Consider the following 17,009-nt stretch of genomic DNA (forward strand, 5'->3'; position numbering starts at 1 on the left):
CCAGCGGTCCCGCTCGCGCGCGTCGGCCTGCGCGATCACGTCGCGGAGGTAGCGGTCGACCCGAGCGGTCACGGCTCGGGCTCCGACCTGGTCGGCGAGGTTCGCGAGTGCGTGCTCCGTGGCGCGGGCGTCGCTCTCGACGCTCGTGACGCGGACGCCGACGGCCAGGCGGTCGGAGAGCGCCGCAGCGAGCAGGCCGACGCCACCGTAGAGGTCGTGGTTCGCGGCGCGCGGATCGGCCGACGCCACGTCGACCGCGCCCTGGACCGCCTCGAACAGCGTGGCAGCGGCTCCGCGGTGCACCTGCCAGAAGCCGGAGCGGTCGACGCGGAAGGTGCGGTCGGCGACGAACTCGCTGACCACGGTCCGGTCGCGCCGGGCACGCTTGTCGGACGGGTCGTGGACAAGGACGGCGGCGCCCTCGGACCCGGCAGCGTCGACCAGGTCGACGACCGAGCCGGGCGCCAGACGCTCACCGAGCGGCGCTGCAGCCGAGGAGGCGGCGGTCGCCAGCGGCAGGGAGTCGACGGTGACGACATGGTGGCTGCGTGCCGCGTAGGGCCCGACCCGACCCTCCTCGTCGACGTGCAGCCGGTTGCGGGTGCGCCAGCCCAGACCGCCGGACTCGTCGTCGCCCGCGAGGGGCGCGACGTCGACCGTGACCTCGCGGCGCGCGAAGCGGGCGAAGGAGTCGACGAGGACGAGACGCTTGAGCTCGCGCTGGTAGGCGAGGTCGGCATGGCCGAACTCGGCGCCGCCCACGCGCTCCTCGGGGCTGCGGTCGAGTCCGGCCTGCGGCCAGACGTGCTCGACGCGGTGCTCCGAAGCGGTGAGCACCTCGAGAGCCTCGGCGCGCCAGAAGCTGTCGTGCCGGATCTCGCTGACCCGTGCGCGCACCCGCTCGCCGGGGAGCACGTCGGGGACGAACACGACGCGACCCTCGTGGCGGGCGACGAACACGCCTCCGTGGGCGACGTTGCTAATGTCGAGCTCGATCTCGGACCCGAGTGCGTCGTCGGCCCCAGCGGGGCGGGAGTCGGCTCGGGGCGGGGTCTGTGCCATCCGTCGAGCATCCCACAGCGTGGGCCCGGCCGCAGGGAGCCCTCGTGCGCCTCTATCTCGCCTCCACCTCGCCCGCGCGTCTCGCGCTGCTGCGGGCGTCCGGAATCGAACCCGTCATCGTGCCCTCCTGGGTCGACGAGCCCGCGGCCGTGGCACGGGCCGAGCAGGAGCACGGGTCCGTGCTCGACGCCGACGCGACCGTCTCGCTGCTCGCCCGCGCGAAGGCCAGCGCCGTCCTCGGACCGGCGATCGACGGACTGGTGCTCGGCGGCGACTCCGCGTTCGTGCTCGACGGCGTCGTCCACGGCAAGCCGCACGAGCCGGAGCGCGCCCGCGAGCGCTGGCGAGCCCAGCGCGGACGGACCGGGCGCCTCCACTCCGGCCACTGGCTGATCGACCACCGCGGCGGACGCGTCGTCGCCGAGGCCGGGGCGGTCACCTCCGCCGCTGTCACCTTCGCCTCCGACATCGACGACGCCGAGATCGACGCCTACGTGGCCACAGGCGAACCGTTGGAGGTCGCGGGCGCCTTCACGATCGACGGGCGGGGCGCCGGATTCATCACCGCGATCGAGGGCGACCCTTCGACGGTCGTCGGGATGTCGGTACCGACCCTCCGTTCGCTCGTGCGCGGACTGGGGGTCGAGTGGACCGCGCTCTGGAACCGCTGAACCGCACGCAGCACCCGAGGCGCCGCCCGCGCCCTTGTGAGGATCCGACGAAGCCCCCGCGCTTCTTTGTGGTGAGCCGCGCCGGGCTCGACGAGGCCGCCCCCTAGGGTTGGGAACCATGCCGAAGATTACGAAGGTGCTCGTCGCCAACCGGGGCGAGATCGCCGTCCGAGTCGTCCGCGCCGCCCGCGACAGCGGGATCGCCTCCGTCGCCGTCTACGCCGACCAGGACCGCGACGCCGTGCACAGCCGCCTCGCCGACGAGGCCTACGCCCTCGGTGGGACGACCAGCGCCGAGACCTACCTCGTGATCGACAAGCTCCTCTCGATCGCGCGCCGCTCCGGCGCCGACGCCGTCCACCCCGGCTACGGATTCCTCGCGGAGAACGCCGACTTCGCCCGCGCCGTCATCGACGCCGGGCTGATCTGGATCGGCCCCGGCCCCGACGCGATCGAGCGCCTGGGCGACAAGGTCTCGGCCCGCCACGTCGCCGAGAAGGTCGGCGCCCCGCTCGCTCCCGGAACCCTCAACCCCGTCTCGGGCGCCGCCGAGGTGCTCGAGTTCGTCGACCAGCACGGCCTCCCCGTCGCGATCAAGGCGGCGTTCGGAGGCGGTGGCCGCGGCCTCAAGGTGGCCCGCGAGCGCGACGAGGTGGAGGAGCTGTTCGCCTCCGCGACCCGTGAGGCCGTCGCCGCCTTCGGCCGCGGCGAGTGCTTCGTCGAGAAGTACCTCGACCAGCCCCGGCACGTCGAGACGCAGTGCCTGGCCGACGCGCACGGCACGGTCGTCGTCGTCTCGACGCGCGACTGCTCGCTCCAGCGCCGCCACCAGAAGCTCGTCGAGGAGGCGCCCGCGCCGTTCCTCACGGACGAGCAGAACGCCGAGCTGTACCGCGCGTCGAAGGCGATCCTCCGCGAGGTCGGCTACGTCGGCGCCGGGACCTGCGAGTTCCTGATCGGCAAGGACGGCACGGTCTCGTTCCTCGAGGTGAACACGCGGCTGCAGGTCGAGCACCCCGTGTCGGAGGAGGTCACCGGCATCGACCTCGTGCGCGAGCAGTTCCGCCTCGCCGAGGGCGGCACCCTCGACTACGACGACCCGGAGCCGCGCGGCCACTCCTTCGAGTTCCGCATCAACGGCGAGGACGCGGGCCGCGGCTTCCTGCCGGCTCCCGGCCCGGTGCACGTCTTCAAGGTGCCGGGCGGCCCCGGCGTGCGCGTCGACTCCGGTGTCGTCGCCGGCGACGTCATCTCGGGATCGTTCGACTCCCTCCTGGCCAAGCTCATCGTGACCGGCGCGACCCGCGAAGAGGCTCTCGAGCGCTCGCGGAGGGCGCTCGCCGAGTTCGAGGTCACCGGGCTGCCGACCGTGCTGCCGTTCCACCGCGTCATCGTCGAGGACCCGGCGTTCGCTCCGGCCGACGGCGCGCCCTTCTCGATCTACACCCGCTGGATCGAGACCGAGTTCGAGAACAGCATCCCCGCCTGGAGCGGCGAGCCGGGCACGATCCCGGACGCCGCCGCCCGCCAGAACGTCGTGGTCGAGGTCGACGGCCGCCGCGTCGAGGTCTCGCTGCCGGGCGACCTCGTCGGCTCGGCGCCCGCGCGCGGGACCGCCGCAGCCTCCCCCAAGCGCCGCGGCTCCTCCTCGGTGAGCACGGTGACGGGCGACTCCGTCTCCTCGCCGATGCAGGCCACGATCGTCAAGGTCGCTGTCGCCGAGGGCGACACCGTCGTCACGGGCGACCTGGTCGTGGTCCTCGAGGCGATGAAGATGGAGCAGCCGCTCACGGCGCACAAGGACGGCGTCGTCCGGGGAGTGAACGCTGAGGCCGGGTCGACCGTCCCCGCGGGCCACGTGCTGCTGCAGATCACCTAGGCGGGGCTGCGCGCATCCCGGTCGGCTGGTGCGGGTCAGGTGACGATGTGCATGGCGCGGGCCGCGTCCGAGATCGAGCCGGTGAGGCTCGGGTAGACCGTGAAGGCGCGCGCGACCTGGTCGACAGTGAGGCGGTGCTCGACCGCGAGCGCCAGCGGGAAGATCAGCTCGCTCGCCTTGGGGGCGACGATGACGCCTCCGATGACGGTGCCGGAGCCGGTGCGGGCGAACAGCTTCACGAAGCCGTCCCGGATGCCCATCATCTTGGCCCGCGGATTCGCCGCGAGGGGGAGCTTGTAGATCTCACCCTGCGCGATCCCCTCCTCGATCTCGCGCTGGCTCCAGCCGACGGTCGCGATCTCGGGCTGTGTGAAGATGTTCGCCGCAACGTTGCGCACCTCGGTCGGATTCACCGCGTCGCCCATCGCGTGGAACACGCCGGTGCGTCCCTGCATCGCGGCGACCGAGGCGAGGGGCAGGAACGTCGTGCAGTCGCCCGCCGCGTAGACCGAGGGAACGCTGGTGCGGGCGACCCGGTTCACGCGGATGTGACCGGATGACGTGAGCTGGACGCCCGCGTCCTCAAGGCCGATGCCGGCCGTGTTGGGGACCGAGCCGACCGCCATCAGGCAGTGCGAGCCCTCGACGACACGGCCATCTGACAGGGTCGCCCGCACTCCGGTCTCGGTGCGCTCGACGCGGTCGGCGCGGGACTTCGAGAGGACGACCATCCCGTTGCGCTTGAAGACGTTCTCGATGACGGCCGCGGCGTCGGCGTCCTCGCCGGGCAGCACCTGGTCGCGCGACGAGATCAGGGTCACGCGGGCACCGAGGGCGCGGTAGGCGGAGGCGAACTCCGCTCCGGTCACGCCGGATCCGACCACGATGAGGTGCTCGGGCACCGACTTGAGGTTGTAGAGCTGCGTCCAGCTGAGGATCCGCTCGCCGTCGGGAGCCGCGGTCGGGAGGACACGGGGGCTCGCCCCGACGGACACCACGACGGTGTCCGCCTCGATGCGGTCGAAGTCCATCCCCACTCCGCCGGCGGCGGTGGAGACGATGAGTGCGTTCGAGCCGTCGAGGCGGCCGTCGCCCTGCACGATGCGCACGCCGTGGTGCACGAGGGTGGCCCGCATGTCCTCGGACTGCTGCCGAGCGAGGCCGAGGAGCCTCTTGTTCACGGTCGCGAGGTTGACGGCGACCTCGGGGCGCACAGGCCGGTTCTGTTCGGAGCGGGTGAAGAACTGCACGCCGAGGTCGGCCGCCTCGCCGATGGCGTTCGTGGCCTCGGCGGTGGCGATCAGCGACTTCGACGGCACGACGTCGGTGATCACGGCCGAGCCGCCGACTCCGACCCGCTCGACGAGGGTGACCTCCGCGCCGAGCTGCGCTCCGGCGATGGCGGCTTCGTAGCCGCCCGGCCCCCCTCCGAGTACAGCGATCCTCTGCGCGCGCTCGAACTCATAGGCCATGTCCCCATTGTCCCCCGCCGCTGGGAGTTCGCCCAATCGTCCCGTGATCGGAGGGGCGGAGGCGGCGCACCGGGGCCCGGACAGCCCCTCGGTAGGGTGGGGGAATGGCCGACCAGACCCCGCATCCGCTCGACGCACCCGACGCCGATCCCTTCGAGATCGCGGCCCGCGCCGCCTCGCAGATCGCCGAGGCGACGGGCGTCGAGAGACACGACATCGCGCTCACCCTCGGCAGCGGCTGGGGCAGAGCCGCCGATGCGATCGGCGAGACCACCGCGAGCGTGGACGCCACCGAGATCCTCGGATTCTCCAGGCCCGCGGTGCACGGGCACGGCGGCACCCTCCGCTCCGTTCTGCTGCCGACAGGGAAGCGTGCGCTGATCATCGGAGCGCGCACTCACTACTACGAGGCTACGGCGTGCGCAGGGTCGCCCACAGCGTCCGGACCGCGGCCGCCGCGGGCGCGACAGTGATGATCCTCACCAACGGCGCCGGCGGCATCAAGGAGCACTGGACGCCGGGCACACCCGTGCTCATCAGCGATCACATCAACCTCACGGCCGACTCTCCGCTCGAGGGTGCGACCTTCATCGACCTGACCGATCTCTACTCCGCGCGCCTGCGCGAGCTCGCGCGCCGCACGCGTCCCGAGCTCGACGAGGGCGTCTACGTGCAGTTCCGCGGACCGCACTACGAGAGCCCCGCAGAGGTGCAGATGGCTCGGATCATCGGGGGTCACATCGTCGGCATGTCGACCGCCCTCGAGGCGATCGCAGCGCGCGAGGCCGGCATGGAGGTGCTCGGCATGTCCTTGATCACGAACCTCGCCGCCGGCATTCAGAAGACACCCCTCAGCCACGAGGAGGTGCTCGAAGCCGGACGCGACGCCGAGGACGACCTCGCTCGGCTCCTGGCCGGGATCACGGGAACGCTGTGACCGCCGACGTCCGCGCCCTCGCGGAGGACTGGCTCGCACAGGACCCTGACGCCGAGACGCGGGAAGAGCTCGTCGGCCTGCTGACCGCCTCCGACACCGGCGACGCCGCGGCCCGCGCCGAGCTGGAGGACCGCTTCGGCGCGCGCCTGGCCTTCGGCACGGCGGGCCTCCGCGGCGCGATCGCGACGGGTTCCAACCGGATGAACCGCGTGCTGGTCTCGCAGGCCGCCGTCGGCCTCGCCGACCACCTTCTCGCCCAGGGCCTCGAGCGACCCGTCGTCGTGATCGGCTACGACGGCCGGAAGAACTCCCGCGTCTTCGCCGAGGACTCCGCCGCGCTGATGGCCGGCGTCGGCGTCGACGCGGTGCTGCTGCCGAGACTGCTGCCCACGCCGGTGCTCGCGTTCGCGGTGCGGTACCTGAGCGCCGACGCGGGCGTGATGGTCACCGCCAGCCACAATCCGCCCCAGGACAACGGCTATAAGGTCTACCTCGGCGGCGCCGACGAGGGCTCGCAGATCGTGCCGCCCGTCGACTCCGAGATCGCCGAGCGGATCCTCGCGGTCGCGCGCACGAAGCGGGTCCCTGAGCTGCCCCGCGGCGAGTATCGCCTCGCGGAGGAGTCGGTCGTGACGGCCTACATCGAGGCGACCGCAGCGCTCGGGCGGCAGACGGCTCCGCTGCGCGTGGTCTACACGGCGATGCACGGGGTCGGCTGGGAGACTGCGCACCGGGTGCTCTCGTCCGCCGGTTTCGACGAGCCCGCGGTCGTCGTCGAGCAGATCGAGCCCGACCCCGCGTTCCCCACGGTGGCGTTCCCGAACCCGGAGGAGGCGGGGGCTCTGGATCTGTCGTTCGCGACCGCGCGCTCCGGTCGTGCGCAGCTGATCATCGCCAATGACCCGGATGCCGACAGGTTCGCCGCGGCGCTGCCCGATCCCTCGGCGCCCGAGGGCTTTCGGAGGCTCACCGGCAACGAGGTCGGCGCACTGCTGGGCTGGCGCGCGGCCGAACAGGCGCGTCGCGAGGGCCGCGGCGGAGGGGCGCTCGCCTGCTCGATCGTCTCCTCCCCCGCTTTAGGCGCCGTCGCCGCCGACTACGGGCTCGACTTCATCGAGACGCTCACGGGCTTCAAGTGGATCTCACGGGTGCCGGACCTGGTCTTCGGCTACGAGGAGGCGCTCGGGTACCTGGTGAACCCCGGGACGGTGCGCGACAAGGACGGGATCTCGGCGGCGCTCGCGTTCCTGTCGCTCGCGAGCGAGCTGGCCGCAGAGGGACGCTCCGTCGAGGACGAGCTCGAGGCGTTCGCCGCGAGGTTCGGGCTCTTCGGCTCGGAGCAGATCTCGCTGCGGGTGACGGACCTCTCGGAGATCGGCCGCATCATGGCGGGGCTCCGGGCGAGTCCTCCGAGTGCGATCGGCTCTCTCGCGGTCGCGCGCACCGAGGATCTGCTGGCCGAGGACGGTGTCCTGCCGCCCACGGACGCACTGCGCTTCTCCCTCGACGGAGCGCGCCTCATCGCGCGCCCGAGCGGCACCGAGCCCAAGGTGAAGCTCTACCTCGACGCCTGGTCCACCGATCCCGATGCCGCGGCTCGTCGGTCTGCTGTCTCGTCCCGCCTCGCCGCCCTCCGAGCAGGAGCCCGGTCCCTCCTCGAGTGATCCGCCGGATCGCTCAGCCGAGCGCGCGCTCGATCTTGGCCGTGATCTCGTTCTGGTCGAGGTAGTTGTCGATCACGACGACCTCGGCGAAGGTGGGGGCGATACGGTCGACGAGCTCGCCCGAGGTGAGGATCACCTGTGCGTCGGCGGCGAGGCCGTCGACCGAGTCGAGGTCGGAGGCGATCACCTCCGCCTCAAGGTCGAGCGCCTCGAGCGCCCGCTCGGCGCCGAGCTTGAGGATGGCCGAGGTGCCGATTCCGGCGCCGCAGAGGGTGACGATCTTCATGCGCTTCTTCCGTGGTGCGGGACGTGTGGGCTGTCGTCGGTGAGGACGGCGTTGATGCTGCGGACGGTGCGGGCAGCGGCGAGCGCGGTCACCGCGTCGGGGCGGCTGAGCACGTCGGCGAGTCCGGAGACGAAGCGAGATGGCCGTGCGACTGCGTGGCGGCGATGCCGATGACGACCGAGACCGGGTCGTTGGTGCTGTGCCCGAAGGGCACGGGCTCGGCGAGCGTGACGACTGAGAGACCGTCGGCGAGCACGTCGTGGCCCGGCCGGGCGTGCGCGAGCGCGAGTCCAGGTGCGATGACGATGTAGGGCCCGAGCACGTCGACCTGCTCGATCATGCGGCGCGAGTAGGCCGCCTCGACGGCACCGGTGCGCTCGAGAGCGCGACCTGCCTCGAGGACGGCCTCGCGCCACGAGGCCGCCGAGTGCCGGAGGGCGACCGCTTCGTCGGCCAGCGCGTCGAGAGGCATCCTCAGGCCGCCTCGAAGCCGGTGCTGATCGTCTCGATCAGCTCGCGACGCTCGTCGAGCGGGAGGAAGCTGGCCTGGGCCGCGTTCAGTTGGAACGCCTCCAGGTCGTCGAGATCGTAGCCGAACGCGTCCGACAGCAGGGCAAGCTCGCGGCTGAGGGTCGTCGCGCTCATCAGGCGGTTGTCGGGGTTCACCGTGACCCGGAAGCCGAGTTGGTAGAGCAGGTCGAAGGGGTGATCGATCAGCTCGGTGCCCCACGCGGCGATCGCCCCGGTCTGCAGATTGGAGGAGGGGCTGAGCTCCAGCGCGATCTCGCGATCCTTCACCCACTCGGAGAGCTCGCCCAGGGTCACGTAGCTCGCGTCGTCGTCCTGGCGCTCGATCCGGATGTCCTCGGCGAGCCGCACGCCGTGGCCCAGGCGCAGGGCGCGACCGTCGAGCAGGGCCGAGCGGATGCTGCCGAGACCGTCTGCCTCGCCCGCGTGCACGGTGGCCGGGAAATGCGCCGACGCGAGCGCCTCGAACGCGGCACGGTGCCGGGACGCGGGGTGCCCCGCCTCCGCCCCCGCGATGTCGAAGCCGATCGCTCCCCGCTCGCGGTGGCGGAGGGCCAGCTCCGCGACCTCGAGCGAGCGGTCGGCGTGCCGCATCGCCGTGATCAGCTGGCCGACCCGGATCCGGTGGCCGTGCGCCGCCGCCTCCTGCACGCCCTGCTGCAGTCCCTCTTGCACGGCCTCGACCGCCGCATCGAGGGTGAGCCCCGAGCGCTGGTGCTGCTCGGGCGCCCAGCGCACCTCGCCGTGCACGACGCCGTCGGCGGCGAGGTCGAGGACGAACTCGCGAGCGACGCGCTCGAGGGCCGGCGCGGTCTGCATCACCGAGACGGTCACCTCGAAACGGGCGAGGTAGTCGGTGAGCGAGCCGGATCCGGGGGTGCTCCGGAACCATTCGCCGAGGGCCGCCGGCTCGTCGGCCGGGAGCTCGGCGTCGATGGCGCGGGCGAGCTCGACGATCGTCCCCGGGCGGAGGCCGCCGTCGAGGTGATCGTGCAGCGAGACCTTCGGCAGCTCGTCGATGAGGATGCCCTCGCCCGGAAGGAGGTACTCCTCGATGTGATCGGTCACGGTGCTCCTCGCGAGTCGGGCTGTGGTTCGCGGACCACATTAGAGGGTCGACGAGGACGGCTCACCGTCCGGCGCCTCCCGGGCCACGGCGGCACGGACGAGATCGCCGGCTCACGGCACGGCGTCCGGCTCGCAGCCGCGACCGGCTCCGACGAGTCGAATCCCGTCAGGGGACCCGGAGGTCGATCAGGAGATCCGCTCCGCCACGAGCGGACCGCCGTCGAGCACCTCGTCGCCGGCGTCGCCCACGCGGTACGAGCCCTCGAGCGCCTGCAGTGCCCGCTCGAACCGCTCCGGCTCGTCGGCCGAGAGCGTGAAGAGCGGCTGCCCGGCGCGGACCACCCCGCCCGGCTTGACGTGCAGGTCGATCCCCGCGGCGTGCTGCACCGCATCCGACTGCCGGGCGCGGCCCGCGCCGAGACGCCAGGCGGCGAGATCCCGAACGGCAGGGCCCGCTGCTCGACGAGGACGCCGTCCCGATCGGCCAGCACGACGTGCGTCTCGCGCGCCCGGGGCAGAGCCGCCTCCGGGTCCCCGCCCTGCGCGCGGATCACTCCCCGCCAGGTGTCCATCGCCGTTCCGCCGTCGAGCGCCTTCTCGACGTCGGCGTCCGGCTGCCCGGCGAGCGCGAGCATCTCGCGGGCCAGTTCCAGGGTGAGCTCGCGCACGTCCGCGGGGCCGCCGCCGGCGAGCACATCGACGGACTCCCGCACCTCGTTCGCGTTGCCGATCGCCAGGCCGAGCGGCACATTCATGTTGGTGAGCAGAGCGGTGGTGCGCACGCCCGCATCGGTGCCGAGGTCGACCATCGCCCGCGCGAGCTCGCGCGAGCGCTCGATGTCGACCATGAACGCACCCGAGCCGAACTTCACGTCGAGTACGAGCGCGTCCGTCCCCTCCGCGATCTTCTTCGACATGATCGAGGAAGCGATCAGCGGGATCGCCTCGACCGTCCCGGTGATGTCGCGCAGCGCGTAGAGCTTCTTGTCGGCCGGAGCCAGGCCCGAGCCGGCGGCGCAGATCACCCCGCCGACCGTGCGCAGCTGCTCGAGCATCTCCTCATTGCTGAGCTCGGCGCGCCATCCGGGGATCGACTCCAGCTTGTCGAGCGTGCCGCCGGTGTGCCCGAGCCCGCGGCCCGAGAGCTGCGGCACGGCGACACCGAAGGAGGCGACCAGCGGCATGAGCGGCAACGTGATCTTGTCGCCCACTCCCCCGGTGGAGTGCTTGTCGACCGTGCGCTTGCCGAGGCCGTCGAAGCGCATCCGCTCGCCGCTGGCGATCATCGCGAGCGTGAGATCGCGGATCTCGTCGCGCTGCATCCCGTTGAGCAGCACGGCCATCGCGAACGCCGCCATCTGCTCATCGGCGACGTAGCCGCGGGTGTACGCGTCGACGAGCCAGTCGATCTGCGCGGTCGAGAGCGTGCCGCGGTCTCGCTTGGTGCGGATGACGTCGACGGCGTCGAAGGCCTCGACGGGGGTGGAGCGGGTCATGCGGTTCCTCGGTTCGAATCGGAGCGGGAGGCGGCGGGCTGCTCCCCCGCGTACGCCTCGAGGGTGCGCGGGCCGAACGCGTCGGGGATGACCTCGTCGATCGTGCGCAGACCCGACACCGTGTCCAGCACCATGCCGTCGGCGGAATGCTCGAAGAGGAGCTGGCGGCAGCGTCCGCAGGGCATCAGCGTCGCGCCGCGCCCGTCGACGCACGTGAAGGCGACGAGCCGGCCGCCTCCGCTCATGTGCAGCGCAGAGACGAGCGCGCACTCGGCGCAGAGGCCCAGCCCGTAGGAGGCGTTCTCGACATTGCAGCCGGAGACGATCCGTCCGTCGTCGACGAGCGCCGCGGCGCCGACCGGGAACTTCGAGTAGGGCGCGTAGGCGCGGCCCATGGCGTCGAGGGCCGCAGAGCGCAGCGCCTCCCAGTCGATCCCGGTCACGACGACTCCCCTCATGATTTCAGGTACGGCTTGCCTGCTGCCGCCGGCCCGCGGGACTGCCCGACGAGGCCGGCGACCGCGAAGATCGTGACCACGTAGGGCAGCATCAGCATGAACTCGCTCGGCACGGGTGACCCGATCACGCCGAGCACGTTCTGCAGGTTGGTCGCGAAACCGAAGAGCAACGACGCGAGTGTCGCGCGGATCGGATCCCAGCGTCCGAAGATCACGGCGGCGAGGGCGATGAAGCCGGCGCCCGCCGTCATCTCCTTGCCGAACGCGCCGACCGCGTCGAGCGTGTAGTAGGCGCCGCCCATCCCGGCGATGGCACCGGCGAGCGACACGTTCCAGAAGCGCGTACGCGCCACGTCGATGCCCACGGTGTCGGCCGCCTGCGGGTGCTCGCCGACGGCACGGAGGCGCAGGCCCCACTTCGTCCTGAACAGCCCCCACCAGACGGCGACGATCGCGATGTACATGAGGTAGACGATCACAGTCTGGTTGAACAGCACGGCGCCCACGATCGGGACCTGGCTGAGCACCGGGATCGGAAGGCGGTCGAACTTGACCGGCGAATTGAAGGTGGCCGCATCGGACGAGAGCACCTGCGAGTAGAGGAAACTCGTTAGCCCCGTCACCAGCACGTTGAGCACCACGCCGACGATGACCTGGTCGACGAGGTACGTGATCGCGAAGGCCGCGAGCACGAACGAGACCAGCACGCTCGCCACCATCGCCGCGAGCAGGCCGAGAACGGGTTGGCGGGTCAGCGATCCGACCATCGCTGCGGTGAAGGCGCCGGCGAGCAGCTGACCCTCGATCGCGACGTTGACGACTCCGACCCGCTCCGAGATCACCCCGCCGAGCGAGCCGAAGATCAGCGGAGTCGCCAGACCCACCGTCCCGAGCAGCAGCCCGGAGACCGGTAGCGCTGCGCCCGCCGACGCCCACACCAGGAACCCGATCAGGAAGGCCAGCGCGAAGACCACGGAGAGCCAGAGCGGGATCCGCCGGCCGGCGCGGGTCAGGGCGGCGGCGACCACGGCCAGCGCGACCAGCAGGACCGCGACCACGACTCCGGTGGGCCGCGTCGGGAACGGCACATCGGGCAGAGCGAAGAAGTCGTTCCCCGCCGCGAGCCGGAACGAGCTCGTCCCGTCGCGGCCGAGTGCCACGAAGAGCACCACGGCGAGCAGCGCGAACACAGTGAACGCGACGGGGGCCTTCCAACTGCGCATCATGACCCGGCCGGGAGCGGTGGCGACGACGGTGCTCATGCGGACACCTCCGAGGTGCGGCGCTGGCGGCGCTTCGGGGCGGACCCCGGCGTCGGGAGGCGGAAGATCGCACGCACCAGCGGCGGTGCGGCGATGAAGAGGACGATCAGCGACTGGACGACGAGCACGACGTCGATCGGCACGCCCTCACCGGCCTGCATCGAGTAGCCGCCAGCTTTGAAGGCGCCGAAGAGGATACCTGCGAAGAACACGCCCCAGGGGCGGGAACGTCCGAGGAGAGCGACGGTGATGGCGTCGAAGCCGATGCCGGCGTCGATCCCGGAGGTGAACCCCGTGGTGACCGTGCCCATCACCTGCGCACTGCCTGCCAGGCCGAGGAGACCCCCGGAGAGCAGCATCGCGGACACATAACTGTTCTTCACGTCGATGCCGGCCACTCGGGCGGCGTGCGGGTTCTCTCCCACCGCGCGGAACCTGAAGCCGATGCTCGAGCGGTTGAGCAGCCACCAGACGAACACCGTCGCCAGGACAGCGAAGACGAAGCCGAGGGTGAGCGAATAGCCGGAGCCGAGCAGGGCCGGGAAGACCGCCGTCTCCTTCATGCCGGGCGACTTCGGGTTGTTCGACCCGGGGGCCTGGAGCGCGCCGGGTGTGCGAAGCAGGTAGGAGATCAGGTAGAAGGCGACGTAGTTGAGCATGATCGTGAGGATCACCTCGTGCGCGCCGGTCCGCGCCTTCAGCAGGCCGACCAGGCCGCCCCAGAGGGCACCGCCCAGGATGCCCGCGGCGAGCGTGACGACCAGGTGCACGCCCCACGGCAGATCGAAGGAGAAGCCGACCCAGCCGGCGCACGCCGCCGCGATCAGCATCTGCCCGCGGCCGCCGATGTTGAACAGCCCGACCCGGAAGGCGAGCGCCACGCCGAGACCGCCCGCGATCAGCGGAGTGGCGAACGCCAGCGTGTCGGTGAGTGGCTTGATGCCGTTCGCGAAGCCCTCGCGTCGGAAGTTGTAGACGGAGCCCTGGAACAGCGACGAGTAGGCGCCCGCGACGGACTGCCACACGGCCTGCACGGTGTCGAGCGGCCGGGCGAAGAAGTAGCCCGACGCCGCTTGGACGTCCTTGTCGGTCGCGGCGATCAGCACTCCGCCCGCGATCAGCGAGAGCAGCACGGCGAGCACCGACATCAGCGCGGTCCCGGAGAGGATCTCGCGCAGCACGCGCGAGGCACCGCTCTCGATCGGACCGGGGCGCGCCTCCTGACCCGGCCTCTGACCGGGCTCGAGCCCCGTCGCCTTCTCGTTCTCCGCGTCGGGATCGACCGCGGGCAGTTGCGCGTCGCTCACGCCGCCGCTCCCTTCTCGGCGGGCGTCTGCCCGGCCATCATCAGCCCCAGGACCTCGCGGGGCGTGTCGGCGGGCACGATGCCGATGATCCCGCCCTTGTACATGACCGCGATGCGGTCGGCCAGAGCGGCGACCTCATCGAGCTCGGTGGACACCACGATCACGGGGGCGCCGGTATCGCGAGTCTCGACGATGCGCTTGTGCACGAACTCGATGGAGCCGACATCGATGCCGCGCGTGGGCTGCGCCGCGATGAACAGGCGCAGCTCGCGGCTGAGCTCGCGGGCGAGCACGACCTTCTGCTGGTTGCCGCCGGAGAGACGGCCGACATGGGTGCCGATCCCCTGCGCTCGCACGTCGAACTCGCGCACCCGCTCCTCGGCGAAGCGCTCGAGCTCCTTCAGACGCAGACCCAGGCCCTTCACGAACGGGCCGGAGTCGGAGCGGTCGAGCATCAGGTTCTCGGCGATCGTGAACTCCGCGACCAGTCCGTCCTCGGTGCGGTCCTCGGGCACGAAGCCGACGCCCGACTCGAGCACGCGTCGAACCGAGAGACCGTCGAGGCGGCGGCCGTCGAGCGTCACCGTGCCCTCGACCCGCTCCTGCAGCCCCATGATCGCCTCGGTGAGCTCGGTCTGGCCGTTGCCCTGCACCCCCGCGATCGCGAGGATCTCGCCGCGGCGGACCTCGAAGGAGACGCCGTCCACGACCGCCTGGCCGCTCGCGTCGCGCACGGTCAAGCCGCTGACGACGAGCGCCTCCTCGCCCGCGTGCGCCGGCTCCTTCTGCACCGTCAGCTCGACCGCCCGGCCGACCATCAGCGAAGCCAGCTCGGCGTTGCTCGCCGTCGGCGACGCCTCGCCGACGACCCTGCCGAGACGGATGACCGTGATCCGGTCGCCGACCTCGCGCACTTCGCGCAGTTTATGGGTGATGAAGACGATGGCGGTCCCGGCGGCACGCAGCTGCCGCATGATGGCGATCAGCTCGTCCGTCTCCTGCGGCGTCAGCACAGCGGTCGGCTCGTCGAAGACGAGCACTCGGGCGTCCCGCGAGAGCGCCTTGATGATCTCGACCCGCTGCTGCACACCGACCGGCAGGTCCTCGACGATCGCGTCGGGGTCGACGTCGAAGCCGAATCTGTCCGAGATCTCGCGCACGCGGGCCCGCGCGGCGGCGAGATCGAGACGGCCGCCGGCCTTCGTCTGCTCGTGGCCGAGCATCACGTTCTCGGCGACCGAGAACACCGGGACGAGCATGAAGTGCTGGTGGACCATGCCGATGCCCGCCTTCATGGCGTCACCCGGTCCGGAAAACTGCTGGACTGCGTCGTCGAGCAGGATCTCGCCCTCCTCGGCCCGGTAGAGGCCGTACAGCACGTTCATGAGCGTCGACTTGCCCGCCCCGTTCTCGCCGAGGAGGCAGTGGATCTCGCCGGGTTCGACCGTGAGATCGATGTGGTCGTTGGCCACGAGCGCGCCGAAGCGCTTCGTGATGCCACGCAGTTCGAGCTTCATGGGACCAATCTAACTTTCGGTTCGGACCACGAGACGCCGCGGGCCGGGTACGGGGCCCCGGAACCGCGAAGAGGCCGGCGGGCCCGAGGAGTGCTCGGGCCGCCGGCCTCTTCGCGAGCGGTCAGGACGCCTTGGGGGCTGAGGGCGACGTGACGGTGATCGAGCCGTCGATGATGCCCTCCTTGATGGTGTCGAGCTCGCCCTGCAGGTCCGAGGAAACCTTCGACTCGAAGTCGTGGAACGGAGCGATGCCGACCCCGTCGTTGTCCAGCGTTCCGACGTACGGAGTGGCGTCGAAGTCGTCGGCACCGGCGGTGCTGGTCACATCGGTCGTGCCGGCCTCGATGCCCTTGAGGATCGAGGTCAGGTAGAGGTCGGCGCCGTCCGGGTAGGTCTCGTACAGATCCGCGTCGACGCCGACCATCGCGATCTCCTTGCCGGAGTCGCGGATCGCCTCGATGGCCGACTGGAAGATCGGACCGCCGACGGGGAGGATGACGTCCGCGTTCTGGTCGATCAGCGACTGCGCGGCCGACTTGGCCTCGACACCCGCCGCGAAGCCTCCGGTGAAGGACCCGGTCTGCGCGTCGACGTCCCAGCCGACGACCTTGACGTCCTTCCCCTTCTGCTCGTTGAAGTACTTCACACCGTCGGCGTAGCCGTCCATGAAGATGGTGACGGTCGGGAACTGCTGACCGCCGTACGTGCCGACGACACCGGTCTTGGAGTACGAGGCCGCCGCGTAGCCGGCGAGGAACGCCGCCTGTGAGGTGTCGAAGGTGATCGGCTTGACGTTCGGCAGGTCGATCGAGGCGTCATCGATGATCGCGAAGTCGATGTCGGTGTTCGCCTCGGCAGCGGCCGATGTGGCCTCGGCCAGCGCGAAGCCGACGGTGATGATGAGGTTGCAGCCCTGGTCGACCAGGCTCGTGAGGTTCGGGGCGTAGTCGGTCTCGGACTCCGAGGTCACGGTCTTGGGGGTGACGCCGAGCTCCTCCGACGCCTTCGTCAGGCCGTTGAAGCCGAGCTCGTTGAACGACTTGTCGTCGAACCCGCCCGCGTCCGAGACCATGCAGGGCAGGAAGTCGCCGCCGGCGGCGGCACTCGAACCGGCCGCCTCCGGGGCGGAGGCGCAACCGGCGAGAAGCGCGGTGACGCCGAGGGCGGCGAGACCGCCGAACGCGGCCTTACGCGAGGTGATAGTCAAGATGTCGTCCTCCAGGAGTGCGGCCCAGCGCGACGAGCGGCAGGGCGTCGATGCCCTCACGTTACCCAACGTGACAACTCGCTCAGGCGCCCGGACGGCGCTGATCAGGAAGCGTTACACAGTGTTGATCTTCCTGTGATGCGCGAGCGCATCACAGGCGCGGGTGGCAGAGGGGGTGGGGGCGTGGGTGGGGCG

General features: G+C 71.2%; 13 protein-coding genes and 2 pseudogenes. 4 read left to right on the forward strand and 11 right to left on the reverse strand.

Going from position 1 to position 17,009, the window contains the following annotated elements:
- Nucleotides 1-1,062, reverse strand: a 1,062-nt coding sequence (locus ACH61_RS09240) for a class I SAM-dependent RNA methyltransferase (protein ID WP_068211429.1), incomplete at its 3' end; no start/stop codon positions are given.
- Between the two features lie 44 nt (nucleotides 1,063-1,106).
- Here ACH61_RS09240 and ACH61_RS09245 point away from each other — a divergent pair.
- Together ACH61_RS09245 and ACH61_RS09250 are read left to right on the forward strand one after the other, a co-directional pair.
- Nucleotides 1,107-1,733 carry a Maf family protein gene (locus ACH61_RS09245; protein WP_068211432.1) on the forward strand — a complete coding sequence of 209 codons (627 nt, stop codon included), beginning with the start codon at nucleotides 1,107-1,109 and terminating at the stop codon, nucleotides 1,731-1,733.
- A gap of 118 nt (nucleotides 1,734-1,851) precedes the next feature.
- The gene (locus tag ACH61_RS09250; protein WP_068211435.1) at nucleotides 1,852-3,612 is read left to right on the forward strand and encodes an acetyl/propionyl/methylcrotonyl-CoA carboxylase subunit alpha; all 1,761 of its coding nucleotides are present in this window, start codon (nucleotides 1,852-1,854) and stop codon (nucleotides 3,610-3,612) included.
- Between the two features lie 35 nt (nucleotides 3,613-3,647).
- On the opposite strand, the gene ACH61_RS09255 is transcribed toward ACH61_RS09250, so the two are convergent.
- The gene (locus ACH61_RS09255) at nucleotides 3,648-5,084 is read right to left on the reverse strand and encodes an NAD(P)H-quinone dehydrogenase (RefSeq protein ID WP_068211438.1); all 1,437 of its coding nucleotides are present in this window, start codon (nucleotides 5,082-5,084) and stop codon (nucleotides 3,648-3,650) included.
- Nucleotides 5,085-5,188: 104 nt separating this feature from the next.
- Here ACH61_RS09255 and ACH61_RS09260 point away from each other — a divergent pair.
- A pseudogene (locus ACH61_RS09260) lies at nucleotides 5,189-6,021 on the forward strand (purine-nucleoside phosphorylase).
- Nucleotides 6,018-7,685: a phospho-sugar mutase gene (locus tag ACH61_RS09265; protein WP_068211442.1), complete on the forward strand. Its 1,668-nt coding sequence runs from the start codon at nucleotides 6,018-6,020 to the stop codon at nucleotides 7,683-7,685. Before ACH61_RS09260 ends, ACH61_RS09265 begins: the two are co-directional and overlap by 4 nt.
- Before the next feature lie 13 nt (nucleotides 7,686-7,698).
- On the opposite strand, the gene ACH61_RS09270 is transcribed toward ACH61_RS09265, so the two are convergent.
- The 9 genes and pseudogenes from ACH61_RS09270 to ACH61_RS09310 all read right to left on the reverse strand — a co-directional run bounded on the left by ACH61_RS09270 (nucleotide 7,699) and on the right by ACH61_RS09310 (nucleotide 16,814).
- Nucleotides 7,699-7,971, reverse strand: coding sequence for a PTS sugar transporter subunit IIB (locus tag ACH61_RS09270; protein ID WP_068211445.1), 273 nt, complete (start codon nucleotides 7,969-7,971; stop codon nucleotides 7,699-7,701).
- 88 nt (nucleotides 7,972-8,059) lie between these two features.
- Nucleotides 8,060-8,443 carry a PTS sugar transporter subunit IIA gene (locus ACH61_RS09275; RefSeq protein WP_236713613.1) on the reverse strand — a complete coding sequence of 128 codons (384 nt, stop codon included), beginning with the start codon at nucleotides 8,441-8,443 and terminating at the stop codon, nucleotides 8,060-8,062.
- Nucleotides 8,444-8,445: 2 nt separating this feature from the next.
- Complete coding sequence (locus ACH61_RS09280; protein ID WP_068211448.1) at nucleotides 8,446-9,567, reverse strand: adenosine deaminase; 1,122 nt, start codon at nucleotides 9,565-9,567, stop codon at nucleotides 8,446-8,448.
- 186 nt (nucleotides 9,568-9,753) lie between these two features.
- Nucleotides 9,754-11,063 (reverse strand): annotated as a pseudogene (locus tag ACH61_RS09285) (thymidine phosphorylase).
- Nucleotides 11,060-11,521, reverse strand: coding sequence for a cytidine deaminase (locus ACH61_RS09290; RefSeq protein ID WP_068211451.1), 462 nt, complete (start codon nucleotides 11,519-11,521; stop codon nucleotides 11,060-11,062). Before ACH61_RS09290 ends, ACH61_RS09285 begins: the two are co-directional and overlap by 4 nt.
- Nucleotides 11,518-12,783: an ABC transporter permease gene (locus tag ACH61_RS09295; RefSeq protein ID WP_068211453.1), complete on the reverse strand. Its 1,266-nt coding sequence runs from the start codon at nucleotides 12,781-12,783 to the stop codon at nucleotides 11,518-11,520. The genes ACH61_RS09290 and ACH61_RS09295 overlap by 4 nt, the downstream gene beginning before the upstream one ends.
- Nucleotides 12,780-14,090 carry an ABC transporter permease gene (locus tag ACH61_RS09300; RefSeq protein WP_199220802.1) on the reverse strand — a complete coding sequence of 437 codons (1,311 nt, stop codon included), beginning with the start codon at nucleotides 14,088-14,090 and terminating at the stop codon, nucleotides 12,780-12,782. Before ACH61_RS09300 ends, ACH61_RS09295 begins: the two co-directional genes overlap by 4 nt.
- The gene (locus ACH61_RS09305) at nucleotides 14,087-15,607 is read right to left on the reverse strand and encodes an ABC transporter ATP-binding protein (RefSeq protein ID WP_068211456.1); all 1,521 of its coding nucleotides are present in this window, start codon (nucleotides 15,605-15,607) and stop codon (nucleotides 14,087-14,089) included. Before ACH61_RS09305 ends, ACH61_RS09300 begins: the two co-directional genes overlap by 4 nt.
- A 121-nt stretch (nucleotides 15,608-15,728) precedes the next feature.
- Complete coding sequence (locus ACH61_RS09310; protein ID WP_068211459.1) at nucleotides 15,729-16,814, reverse strand: BMP family lipoprotein; 1,086 nt, start codon at nucleotides 16,812-16,814, stop codon at nucleotides 15,729-15,731.
- Between the last annotated feature and the right edge of the window lie 195 nt (nucleotides 16,815-17,009).

It is taken from the genome of Rathayibacter tanaceti, from assembly GCF_001634385.1.
GTDB lineage: Bacteria > Actinomycetota > Actinomycetes > Actinomycetales > Microbacteriaceae > Rathayibacter > Rathayibacter tanaceti.

What these genes read in the sequence shown, in the direction of transcription:
- ACH61_RS09250 (WP_068211435.1), top strand. Translation starts at nt 1,852, where the DNA reads ATGCCGAAGATTACGAAGGTGCTCGTCGCCAACCGGGGCGAGATCGCC.
- ACH61_RS09255 (WP_068211438.1), bottom strand. Translation starts at nt 5,084, where the DNA reads ATGGCCTATGAGTTCGAGCGCGCGCAGAGGATCGCTGTACTCGGAGGG.
- ACH61_RS09270 (WP_068211445.1), bottom strand. Translation starts at nt 7,971, where the DNA reads ATGAAGATCGTCACCCTCTGCGGCGCCGGAATCGGCACCTCGGCCATC.
- ACH61_RS09275 (WP_236713613.1), bottom strand. Translation starts at nt 8,443, where the DNA reads ATGCCTCTCGACGCGCTGGCCGACGAAGCGGTCGCCCTCCGGCACTCG.
- ACH61_RS09290 (WP_068211451.1), bottom strand. Translation starts at nt 11,521, where the DNA reads ATGAGGGGAGTCGTCGTGACCGGGATCGACTGGGAGGCGCTGCGCTCT.
- ACH61_RS09295 (WP_068211453.1), bottom strand. Translation starts at nt 12,783, where the DNA reads ATGAGCACCGTCGTCGCCACCGCTCCCGGCCGGGTCATGATGCGCAGT.
- ACH61_RS09305 (WP_068211456.1), bottom strand. Translation starts at nt 15,607, where the DNA reads ATGAAGCTCGAACTGCGTGGCATCACGAAGCGCTTCGGCGCGCTCGTG.